The sequence below is a fragment of the Paenibacillus sp. J22R160 genome (assembly GCF_059692135.1).
In genome coordinates, this window is record NZ_JCAUAU010000039.1 from 1 (window position 1) to 9,273 (window position 9,273).

Below are 9,273 nucleotides of genomic sequence, written 5' to 3' on the forward strand. Positions count from 1 at the left end.
GTTCTTTGACCAAAAATCATCCTTTTGGATGTCCGTCATAGCTGTCCAAGGTTCTTCCCACTTAGCAAAATTAGTACTGATTGGTTCTTTGGCTTTAGCTTCTTCTTCAGCTTTAGCCTTAGCCTCAGCGTCAGCCTTTGCTTTTGCTTCAGCGTCAGCCTTAACTTTAGCTTCAGCATCGGCTTTAGCTTTGGCTTCAATTTCAGCTTTGGCTTTTTCCTGTTGGGCAATTTCTTCAGGTGTCAGCTTAGGGGCTTTCGTAGCCACTGTAGAAGCTGTCAAGGCTTTTGGTTCATCTTTAGAAGCAGGCGCGACGACAACAACAGCAATGAATAAGACAGCTGCCGCTAAAGCCGTTCGTTTACGTGACATAGGGATCTTCAGGGCCTTCAGGAAAAACGTAGGTTTGATAATACTTACTAGTAGATAAAGAAAGCCTAGAAATAAAATTACGGAAAATAGTGTGCGCATGATGAATGATGATCCCCTTTTGTTAGTAGTGTTATAGGCCTTTTCCACCATTTTGGTCTAGTGCCAGACCAAATCTTATCAGAGATCATCCGTGCTGTACATCAGAATTTTACTCCCGTGGATAATACCTCCAAAATCAATAGGTAGGAAGTGTTGTTATGGGCTTCTGTCTTCTGCAGGGCTACCCTTGGATCATTGCTTTAACGCTATCCATCCCAACCACATTCACAGCTATTAACACAACGTTAATCACTAATGCACAGATCATTATGGCTACTAAAGCACGGCTTCTACCCCATGCTTGCCAAATAACCCACACGCATACAGCCGCAATAGCCACGCTACAGCTTGCAAGAACGCGGTCTGCAGCGTGGGGGTTATTTTTGAAGATCAGCTTTAGAATCACGCCAAAGAATACCGTTAAGATCCATGTCTTCAGCATAAGTGCAATAATCTTCCGTTTGTTCATCGTCTAGCCCCCTTAGGTTGTGAAGCCTTGTAAGCTTTCACAGCGTCTTTGTAACACGAATTGAAGAACGCTACAGGATTGTCCAAAGGGATACGCATACAGCCCTTCACCCAATCGTAAGAACGGTCTTTATACAGTTCACAGGCATTGGCAACTATGGCAGCGTCTAGTTGGTATTGGAATTGCTTCAGAAGCATTACGTAAATCTGGGTTATGTATTGTGGTTCAGCTTGCATGCTTCTATGATCGTCTACTAACATGAACCCTGAGTGTTCTTGAAGGGTTTCTATGATTTCGTTGGAAATAAATTCTGATTCGGAAGTGGCGGAAACTTCACAATCAATCAAATTTAAATCTTGAATAGTTCTATTGAATAGTTCGGGTGCATGCTGTGCACTAGGGTGGTGCATGCTGTGCACTAGAGGTGGTGCATGCTGTGCACTAGGGTTGGCTTCAATTAAGTCATAAGCATCTTCAATGTAGTATTCGTTGGACGTGTTTTCCTTTTGGGAAGCATCCGTATGCCGTGGTTCTTTAGTTAGAAGTCCCTTACGGATCAAGGCAGCCACAGCGTCAATAGCCTTTCTTCGGGACATGCGTCCTTTTTCGGCTATCGTTGCGTATGATGGGAAGGCCGTTCCTTGGCTATTGGCGTAGCTTTGAAGGACCATGTAAGTCATTTGTTCGTAGATTGATAGGTCTGGAATGTTGAATATTGCGTCAGGTGTGCTGAAATACCATTTTCTAGTTTTGATGCGATCGTTTGCCATATGGAAAATAACCCTCCTAGGATTGGGGGCATTAGTCTTGCCTATTAGGTTGGACCCATGTTAGAATAGGTGCAACGAATAACGCCCCCGTGGCGTTAACGACCCTAATAGGCAGACTAATGCCCTACATATCAGTTTAGGAAACCCCACGCCGGCCAAAGCAGAGGGGTTTTCTTCATTTCTATGGGTAATCTTACCACGAATCTACCAACGTAGTAAATGTCGTTTAATATACGGAAAAACCAGTCGTGGCGCGGTTATATCATAGTTATGACGTAGTAATTCTAGCTAACTTGTGTAACCAGTCCACACAAACACATAAAGGTGTAGGGGATGTCATAGCCATTTGACCCTTCTATATAGCCCCCAATCCAGACGTTTGACCCTCACCGGTTAAGCGTCTTTTTTCATTTTCATTAAGGATGTGAATGTGAATGTTTACTAGACGTACCTTCAAGATCGTGCGCTGCTTCCATGACATGACCCAAAAGGAATTCGGTGCAGCCCTTGGAATATCAGGTTCTTACGTATCAGAAATTGAACGGGGAAATCGCCGAATTACTGAAAAAATAGCTAACCGGGTAAAGGTTAAATTCTCCCTAGCAAAGGTGATGTCCCAGTGATGAATAGTAAGATCCAGGTCACCAGCTTGAAGCGTGTGCCCTACGGTCTGATCGCTGAATTGGTCTATGACCAGGAAGAATTCTATCGGTTCACGCTAGGGCAAATATCAGAAAGCCGGGCACTTGAATTACTTCCACGGCTGGTTCAGTTGGAACGCTGTGGGGAAGAACGCAGGCGTGGCAGGCGTAGATAGATAGATCCTTAACATAGCTAATTGATGGCGTTAACAAATTTGAATTAAAAGGGGAATTACCATATGCACCAATGGAAATTGAAAGAAGATTACCTAGTCCAGGATCAGCGTTACCAAGCGATCCGTAACCGCTATGACGCTGCCGTTACTGAAGCTGATCTACGTGTACAGGAATTACGCTCCAAGCAGGTTGAATTACTATCCAGGGAGTTTATGACCGATACGGATCTAGGGGCTGACAAGAAGAAGCTGAACGTCAAAATTACTGAAGCTGAAAAGGCGCTAACGGCTGCTGAACATGAACGTACCCAAGCATATGACTATAGCCGCGTAGCTTCTGCAGACCGCATCACAGTGCGTGACTTGGTTCTAGACTGGTCCGGGCCCTATCGCAATGCTGTGCGTGAAGCTGAACTGAAGCCAATTCTTGACCGGCTGACAACGGCGAAGGCGGCCTACTACAATGCGCTGCTTGATTTGAAAGAACTTGAAGCCAGGTATCAACCCGCTTATCAGGAAATTCATTCGCTAGCTTGGAAGGACAACAACAACCATCCAGGGGATTACCTGCTTCCTTCCCCGATCGTGAACAATAGCGATATGGTGCTTATTACACGGGAGGACCTTCTACTGATCGATGACCGGCGTATCCTTCCTGCAGGCGTAGAACGTGTAAAGGGGGAAGCATAATGTCCTTTCTAGGTGAGCTCCAAGATAAATTGGCTACCGGTGCTGAGATCACAGCCCAGGACGTTGAAGAAGCGGCTAAACTAGTCGCAACGTTCCCACGGCCAGATAACCGCATTCTGTACGCTTCAGCTAAGGCACGATACCAGATCCAGCAAGCCCATACGGTAACGGATGACGAACGGGTGACACGTGTCACGGCTGACCAAGTGGAAGATGCCAGGAAAGCAGCCAAGGCTAATCCCTCAGCGGCTAACATGGTCAGATATTCAGTGCTGAAAACACAATTGGAAGAACAGGGTGGCGGCGAATAACCACTGCCCCTTTTTTTGCCCAATTTAGGGGAGTCCCTTGTCACAGTCCAATTCTTCAACGTTATTACATAGTGACCGGGTCGCCACAATTTCTAAGACACTATCCTATTACTTCTTCTAGATCTGTAAGGTGTGTGGTGGTTGGTGGGTTATGTCTTTCTTTGTTGGGTGGTGATCGTTTCGCCTTCGGCTCACTCATAGTTATATTCGCTTTTTTTGGCGTAAGTGGCGGCATTTTAAAACTAGTAATTTATGGGAGGATTATCAGATATGGCAAGACCACGATTAACGAAACGTAAGAAGAAAACAGAAGTACAGATGCACCTAGAATCAAAGAAAGCACGGATCGAAGCAATGTATTCCAAAAAGAAGGTACAGCGTATCTTGAAAGCTGAAGCTGATTGGGGCAGACAGTCTTATGTTCCAATTGCTAATGCAGTGTTTAGCCTTGATGGGCGGTATTATGATTTAGGTAGCCTAGAAGATTTACTTCGGCCGTCTGAAGTTTTGAACGATCAACTGCCTAAGCTATCAGGTGAAATTCATAGCCTTATTTGTTCGGAAGCTAAGAAGTGGGGGCGTATTACAAGAAATAATAGACTTGGGGCTGCTGATTTCCTTTCGTTGTTCCTAACAGTTGCATGGAACATCATTCGCACTTACACATGGGATAAAGCCTATTATTTGTATGAAACGATCGAACAAGCATTTAAGAAACGTGCAGTAAGTCTTATACGGAAATTCACCAAAACGGATAAGCGAAAATCTCTGCATGAAGCGTTTTCCCTTGCAGACGGATTTGAAGAAATCTACCCTGATCCGACTGTTAATGTGGCACAGACCGTTGAAGATTCCATTCTGGAAGAACGAATTTTCACCGATCCAACGATGACAGAATCAGATCGTGCAGTGTTGGCTGCTGCCTATGGTGGGTATTCCAGGCGTGAAACTGCCCGACGGATCGGTAAAGATAGGGAAACCGTTTCTAGGACGTTGGTGAAGTTACGCGGAAAGATACGGGAAGTTACTGCCTAGAAAACACAGCCACCACGATTGATTACGAATGATCTGTGTAGCTTCACTTTGATACGTGTAGCCTTGCTGGGCCTAGCTTTGGGGCAGGTTTATACGGTGTCTTCTCGGGGCTCACGGTTCATTTCAGACCCGTTCCCATTGCCGAATATGTCCGATCTGGAAAAACCACGCAATTCCTGCATATGACCGTCAAATCCTTGCTGTTCCTAGCTTCGTGGCTGCTATTAACCGCTATTCACACTGGGTTAATCGGCAATATCGGTCATCGATGCCCCTTTGGTATCACAACTTAAAAGTATTGACACCAGTCCGTCAGCAACGTAGAATAGGGCTATCAAACGGTGTCATAACTTAGTGTCATAATAAAAGGGGAAATTACATATGATCTACGGCTATGCGAGGGTATCTACGGTAGGGCAGGATCTAGAAGCACAGATAGGACAGTTAGAAGCTAATGGGGCACAGAAGATCTATTCAGAGAAGTTCACCGGCACAAAGAAGGATCGCCCTGAATTCACACGCCTGCTAGCCGAGCTGAAGACAGGTGATACGCTGATCATTACTAAGCTGGACAGATTCGCACGGTCAACCGTAGATGCCATCACAACGGTAAAGGAACTATTCAGCCGGGGTGTACGCATTCACGTATTGAACATGGGCGTGATTGAAGACACTGTGGCCGGTAGATTGATTCTGACCATCTTCTCCGGCTTTGCCGAATTTGAAAGGGATCTGATTGTAGAACGCACACAGGAAGGTAAAGCGATCGCGAAGCTGAAGGAAGGCTTCACTGAGGGAAGACCCAAGTCTTACACGTTGAAGCAACTTGATCATGCTGTAGGGCTACTAGCTGACAATTCCTATAACCAGGTATCAGCCATGACCGGTATAAGCAAGTCCACCCTGATACGTGAAGTTAATAAACGAAAGGCCTGACGGTGTGATCCCGTTGGGCTTCTTCTGTTAAGGCCCCAGGGTGGGGAGCACCCGGCCTTCATCCAGCGACAAGTGCCCCGAAAAAATTTGTAATATCCAGAAAATCCAAGTGGTTCAGCGTTGATCATTCCCCGTTATTATTGGCCTTTCTTATCAACTGATTTGTCTTGTGAAGGGTCTTTGTAAATCGCCGTGAAGAATCTTCTAAAAGCATTATTTAGCCACTTACCAATTTTAGTGAATCCAAACCCATAACCGATTACCCCACCTATTGCACCAACGATTGCGCGACCAAGAATGCTGTAAAGTCCGTCTTGAGGAAGCCATTCTACATACTGATAGATAATCATGCTGGCGCCAAAACAGATAATCTCCAAGGCTAACACGTCCCTTCACGTCGCAATACTAATACAACTGGTAATATTAAACATATGCTGGCATTATCCTGCAAGCACTGTGAGGTGATCAGCCGTTGCTATTGCCTAACTTCCGAAGTATCATATAGGAACATACGTTTGACTACTAGGAGATGATTTCCAAATGTCACAAAAGCTAACCAACAACGGTCTGTGGGATTCCAGCCGGTTTATTGGACCCGAACTGAAAGCAGCTGTACTACAACATCACCGCGAGCTTAGAAGACGTACAAAGCCTGTCCTAGACGCTGACGCACTTATGGATATATCAATGGCAGTAAGCGATTCCCTGTCCCTTCAGAAGCCTATTACGTTGGTTACGTTTGATCCGTTTGAAGACAGGGTTATCACCGGTGTAGTGGTCAAGGTGGATCAGCTAGATCGGCGGATTAGGCTGAAGGATCTTACGGGGCTGACGTGGATTTACTTCGGGGACATCGTGGCTGCTTCGGTGGGGGACAGCTAAGAACCGCATCAACTAACCGCCCCAGTGTGCAGTACACAGACTTGAAAAGGGCTCCCACGTAGAAGGGGAACCCTGTGAACATCGTTGGCACGTCTAATCTAGCCATTTCGTATAAGCACTATCTGGTGTACCAGGAACTTTATTCTTGTTACTCCGCATAATACACATGCTGCATTCTCCAGCCATGTACGAAGTGTACTTTCCTACTGGGTGCCGGTACCCTTCCCGGTGAAGCCAAGCATGTTGAAGCGAGCCTGCGAGAAATAACGTGGATACACTAGTTGTATCAAGAGCGTTAGGGTTTATTGTCACACTTAACGGAGTTGTTTCTGGATCTGAAGCATTGACCCCTATGATGGTGACACCTTTAGTTGTCAAGGTACTTACTGGTGCTTTCTTATACATAATGTAGGCTTTCGACACCCTTCCAAAACCATTAGCAGCAATCATTGTAGTCAAACCATCGATTTGAACCGATGCCGCTGCTGAGCCATTAGCTAGCCTTTCCGTGAACCAGACAGGGGCTAAGTTGAACCGTGCATACTTATTCACGCAATTTTGATAGTTAGAACGAACAGCACCGTTGTTCAATTGATCATAATGAAGCTTCCAATTTCCCAAAACTAAACCAATCATCTGCTTAATCCGATTCACCTGTGCCGTTGTAAACCGTGTATCCACGTAGAACGTCATCGTGGATGGTAATGCTACAGGCACCGGAGCATTCGGTACCGTTACTTTAATTTCCGTGTACGTTGCCGTTGGTCTGACTTTCTTCGTAGGAACTGCCTTCCTGTTGACACCCACCCTCCACCACACTCCCCAATTAAGCATTGTTTAACTACTGTATGCTTCATTGGCTGATGCGAATTGTGCCATGTCCCACAAGGGAAACAGCAAAAAGCCACCCGGATGCTTTCCGAAGTGGCTTCTTTGTACATGCTTGGTCAATTTGTATAATACATACGACTACTTGCCCGTATCATCAAATTCTATGCCATCCTTACCAATTTTGACCTTCTTAGAAGTTGCGATACGAAAAGCAACCACTGCAGCTATTCCGTAGCCGGCACGTATGGCTAACTTTTTCGCAGCTTCTGACGTTACAATTTCTTTAATGACTTTTCTAGTTCCGTCTGATAAAACAATTTCTTTCACTACGTTTAAAGGTATCATTGCGTATGTACTCCCCCTGTTTACTGGTTAAATATTACATCTTCTTTCGCTATCCCCTGCCAAGAATCCTGTCTAAATCCCACGTAGTTCACATTCGTTCTGGGGTTCACGGCTACTTATGATAATCACCCTTTCGGCGTTTCCGCAGGCACCCCAGGAGAGCTCTTTATGGTTTTCCATCCACCACTAGTACCGGTAGGAGGAATCAAATACTCTGATTTCCCCGTCACCCTATTGATTTTCACTATATAAGACGTATCCCTCCCGATGAAAGTCATACGGTCATATCGATACAATGTTGGATAGACAAGAAGACTGAATATCACAATCAAAACTGTTCCCACGCCAAGAATACCTAAGTAATGCTTCATTCGATTTTAGCTCCCCATAGTTTCTTTAATCCAGCAGATCCCATTAGCCCCGGCTTTCATCAAAATATCTTCTTCCAAAATGGCTTCTTGGCTTCAGCTTCAGCCCGTTCGGCACGTTCATTAGCGGCAGCTGCTTCAGACTTGGCTTCTGCAAGCTGCTTCTGCATTTCCTGCATCATCCGCATCACTTCCGTCATTTGTCCGTCATGTCCGTCCAACCGGTCAGCCGTGATCCGTCCAAGTTCCGTCATTCTTCCGTCCAGTTCGTCCGTCCGTTCCGTCACTTCTTCGATCTGCCCAGCTTGCCGTGCTAGTTCCGCTATTACCTTCGTAGTAACGTCCTTTGTGTCAGCTTCGCTAAAGGCTTTCTGAAGTTCCTGAGCACTTTCTTCAATGGTTACCGCGAATCCCCGTTCCATTAGTAACGGCACAATATCCATCTTGAACAGATAGCCCTGCTCCTTGATTTCTTTGATCGCCTTCAGAACGTCCAACGTTTCTGGTTTATAGTAAGTCACGCTCCCCTGTTTAACTGTAGGCATAAACATAGCGAAATCAGTCAGCCAATCACTAACCGTTCCCCTAGGCATTCCAGTAGCGTCCACCAAATCCTTTTTGCGTAACAACATCTTGCCCGTCATTATATATCCATCCCCCGTCCGTCCATCGACATATCCGACATTTATTAACCGTCCGACATCCGTCCAACGTCTTTACCGTCATATTCGCCGTTATGCCAGGGATTTCCTGCTTGTCAGAGCCCTTCAGACGAACGAAAGCAATCAAGGCAAGCCCTATGTATCACTTCGTCCATTGTAAGCCCCTAGAATGCCCTGTAAGGCGTTCAGTTCTTTTAGTCTAAGTTCAATAGGTAGAAAATGCTAGAATGGCAGGGATGGGCTGTTATGGTCGTCTGGTAATGTCTGCATTCACAATAGGCCACAAAAAATACGGCAACACCTTCGTACGGAGGCGCTACCGTATTATATGATTAACCAAGGATTTACTTGATGATTGTGCAGTCCGTAAGACCCCAAGAAGCAATAAGTCCTTCTTTGGAAGTAAGCTTCCCTTTGATCGTAATTTTGTCACCCTTGTTCAAGGAAAGAAGAACATCTTTGTCCGTGATGGATGCCATAAAATCATATGTAAAAGTAGTGCTAAGGATTTTCACACCAATACTACCTTTATCCACGGTTTCGATTGATCCTGTCCATTGCACGTACTTACCTTTGTTCTTTGACCAAAAATCATCCTTTTGGATGTCCGTCATAGCTGTCCAAGGTTCTTCCCACTTAGCAAAATTAGTACTGATTGGTTCTTTGGCTTTAGCTTCTTCTTCAGC

Annotated in this window: 17 protein-coding genes; 7 read left to right on the top strand and 10 right to left on the bottom strand. The window is 45.4% G+C overall.

The annotated features are described in order from the left end of the window. From AC58UW_RS32890 to AC58UW_RS32900, 3 genes are all read right to left on the bottom strand, one after another. A partial coding sequence (locus AC58UW_RS32890) for a hypothetical protein (RefSeq protein ID WP_497424703.1) occupies nt 1-471 on the bottom strand: 471 nt, incomplete at its 3' end. A gap of 181 nt (nt 472-652) precedes the next feature. Continuing rightward, a complete protein-coding gene (locus tag AC58UW_RS32895; RefSeq protein ID WP_497424704.1) occupies nt 653-940 on the bottom strand; it encodes a hypothetical protein in 288 nt (95 codons plus the stop codon). Further along, nucleotides 937-1,710, bottom strand: a complete 774-nt coding sequence (locus AC58UW_RS32900; RefSeq protein ID WP_497424705.1) for a helix-turn-helix domain-containing protein — start codon at nt 1,708-1,710, stop codon at nt 937-939. Before AC58UW_RS32900 ends, AC58UW_RS32895 begins: the two co-directional genes overlap by 4 nt. A 479-nt stretch (nt 1,711-2,189) precedes the next feature. Here AC58UW_RS32900 and AC58UW_RS32905 point away from each other — a divergent pair, with 479 nt between their 5' ends. The 6 genes from AC58UW_RS32905 (at nt 2,190) to AC58UW_RS32930 (ending at nt 5,499) form a co-directional block, all read left to right on the top strand. Further along, on the top strand, nt 2,190-2,333 hold the full coding sequence (locus AC58UW_RS32905; protein ID WP_497424719.1) for a helix-turn-helix domain-containing protein: 144 nt from the start codon (nt 2,190-2,192) through the stop codon (nt 2,331-2,333). Beyond that, nucleotides 2,333-2,527: a hypothetical protein gene (locus AC58UW_RS32910; protein WP_497424706.1), complete on the top strand. Its 195-nt coding sequence runs from the start codon at nt 2,333-2,335 to the stop codon at nt 2,525-2,527. Before AC58UW_RS32905 ends, AC58UW_RS32910 begins: the two co-directional genes overlap by 1 nt. A gap of 63 nt (nt 2,528-2,590) precedes the next feature. Then, nucleotides 2,591-3,217 carry a hypothetical protein gene (locus tag AC58UW_RS32915; RefSeq protein ID WP_497424707.1) on the top strand — a complete coding sequence of 209 codons (627 nt, stop codon included), beginning with the start codon at nt 2,591-2,593 and terminating at the stop codon, nt 3,215-3,217. Next, the gene (locus tag AC58UW_RS32920) at nt 3,217-3,528 is read left to right on the top strand and encodes a hypothetical protein (protein WP_497424708.1); all 312 of its coding nucleotides are present in this window, start codon (nt 3,217-3,219) and stop codon (nt 3,526-3,528) included. The genes AC58UW_RS32915 and AC58UW_RS32920 overlap by 1 nt, the downstream gene beginning before the upstream one ends. 270 nt (nt 3,529-3,798) lie before the next feature. Further along, the gene (locus tag AC58UW_RS32925) at nt 3,799-4,563 is read left to right on the top strand and encodes a sigma-70 RNA polymerase sigma factor region 4 domain-containing protein (RefSeq protein ID WP_497424709.1); all 765 of its coding nucleotides are present in this window, start codon (nt 3,799-3,801) and stop codon (nt 4,561-4,563) included. A gap of 381 nt (nt 4,564-4,944) precedes the next feature. Next, complete coding sequence (locus AC58UW_RS32930; protein WP_497424710.1) at nt 4,945-5,499, top strand: recombinase family protein; 555 nt, start codon at nt 4,945-4,947, stop codon at nt 5,497-5,499. 137 nt (nt 5,500-5,636) lie between these two features. Here the strand turns inward: AC58UW_RS32930 and AC58UW_RS32935 are convergent, their stop codons facing one another. Continuing rightward, entirely contained in the window at nt 5,637-5,849 is a 213-nt protein-coding gene (locus AC58UW_RS32935) for a hypothetical protein (protein ID WP_497424711.1), read from the bottom strand. A gap of 190 nt (nt 5,850-6,039) precedes the next feature. On the opposite strand from AC58UW_RS32935, the gene AC58UW_RS32940 reads away from it, so the two are divergent. Beyond that, complete coding sequence (locus tag AC58UW_RS32940; protein ID WP_497424712.1) at nt 6,040-6,381, top strand: YolD-like family protein; 342 nt, start codon at nt 6,040-6,042, stop codon at nt 6,379-6,381. A 93-nt stretch (nt 6,382-6,474) separates the two neighbouring features. Here the strand turns inward: AC58UW_RS32940 and AC58UW_RS32945 are convergent, their stop codons facing one another. The 6 genes from AC58UW_RS32945 to AC58UW_RS32970 all read right to left on the bottom strand — a co-directional run. Further along, the gene (locus AC58UW_RS32945; protein ID WP_497424713.1) at nt 6,475-7,188 is read right to left on the bottom strand and encodes a hypothetical protein; all 714 of its coding nucleotides are present in this window, start codon (nt 7,186-7,188) and stop codon (nt 6,475-6,477) included. Between the two features lie 162 nt (nt 7,189-7,350). Next, nucleotides 7,351-7,557, bottom strand: coding sequence for a hypothetical protein (locus AC58UW_RS32950; protein WP_497424714.1), 207 nt, complete (start codon nt 7,555-7,557; stop codon nt 7,351-7,353). Nucleotides 7,558-7,682: 125 nt separating this feature from the next. Further along, the gene (locus tag AC58UW_RS32955; RefSeq protein ID WP_497424715.1) at nt 7,683-7,928 is read right to left on the bottom strand and encodes a hypothetical protein; all 246 of its coding nucleotides are present in this window, start codon (nt 7,926-7,928) and stop codon (nt 7,683-7,685) included. 59 nt (nt 7,929-7,987) lie between these two features. After that, nucleotides 7,988-8,518: a hypothetical protein gene (locus tag AC58UW_RS32960; RefSeq protein WP_497424716.1), complete on the bottom strand. Its 531-nt coding sequence runs from the start codon at nt 8,516-8,518 to the stop codon at nt 7,988-7,990. Then, on the bottom strand, nt 8,511-8,714 hold the full coding sequence (locus AC58UW_RS32965) for a hypothetical protein (RefSeq protein WP_497424717.1): 204 nt from the start codon (nt 8,712-8,714) through the stop codon (nt 8,511-8,513). The genes AC58UW_RS32960 and AC58UW_RS32965 overlap by 8 nt, the downstream gene beginning before the upstream one ends. Nucleotides 8,715-8,931: 217 nt before the next feature. After that, a partial coding sequence (locus AC58UW_RS32970; RefSeq protein ID WP_497424718.1) for a hypothetical protein occupies nt 8,932-9,273 on the bottom strand: 342 nt, incomplete at its 5' end.

Excerpts from the sequence above, each read along its gene's own strand:
- AC58UW_RS32895 (WP_497424704.1), bottom strand. The coding sequence starts at position 940 with ATGAACAAACGGAAGATTATTGCACTTATGCTGAAGACATGGATCTTA.
- AC58UW_RS32900 (WP_497424705.1), bottom strand. The coding sequence starts at position 1,710 with ATGGCAAACGATCGCATCAAAACTAGAAAATGGTATTTCAGCACACCT.
- AC58UW_RS32905 (WP_497424719.1), top strand. The coding sequence starts at position 2,190 with ATGACCCAAAAGGAATTCGGTGCAGCCCTTGGAATATCAGGTTCTTAC.
- AC58UW_RS32910 (WP_497424706.1), top strand. The coding sequence starts at position 2,333 with ATGAATAGTAAGATCCAGGTCACCAGCTTGAAGCGTGTGCCCTACGGT.
- AC58UW_RS32915 (WP_497424707.1), top strand. The coding sequence starts at position 2,591 with ATGCACCAATGGAAATTGAAAGAAGATTACCTAGTCCAGGATCAGCGT.
- AC58UW_RS32920 (WP_497424708.1), top strand. The coding sequence starts at position 3,217 with ATGTCCTTTCTAGGTGAGCTCCAAGATAAATTGGCTACCGGTGCTGAG.
- AC58UW_RS32925 (WP_497424709.1), top strand. The coding sequence starts at position 3,799 with ATGGCAAGACCACGATTAACGAAACGTAAGAAGAAAACAGAAGTACAG.
- AC58UW_RS32930 (WP_497424710.1), top strand. The coding sequence starts at position 4,945 with ATGATCTACGGCTATGCGAGGGTATCTACGGTAGGGCAGGATCTAGAA.
- AC58UW_RS32935 (WP_497424711.1), bottom strand. The coding sequence starts at position 5,849 with ATGATTATCTATCAGTATGTAGAATGGCTTCCTCAAGACGGACTTTAC.
- AC58UW_RS32940 (WP_497424712.1), top strand. The coding sequence starts at position 6,040 with ATGTCACAAAAGCTAACCAACAACGGTCTGTGGGATTCCAGCCGGTTT.
- AC58UW_RS32950 (WP_497424714.1), bottom strand. The coding sequence starts at position 7,557 with ATGATACCTTTAAACGTAGTGAAAGAAATTGTTTTATCAGACGGAACT.
- AC58UW_RS32955 (WP_497424715.1), bottom strand. The coding sequence starts at position 7,928 with ATGAAGCATTACTTAGGTATTCTTGGCGTGGGAACAGTTTTGATTGTG.
- AC58UW_RS32960 (WP_497424716.1), bottom strand. The coding sequence starts at position 8,518 with ATGCCTAGGGGAACGGTTAGTGATTGGCTGACTGATTTCGCTATGTTT.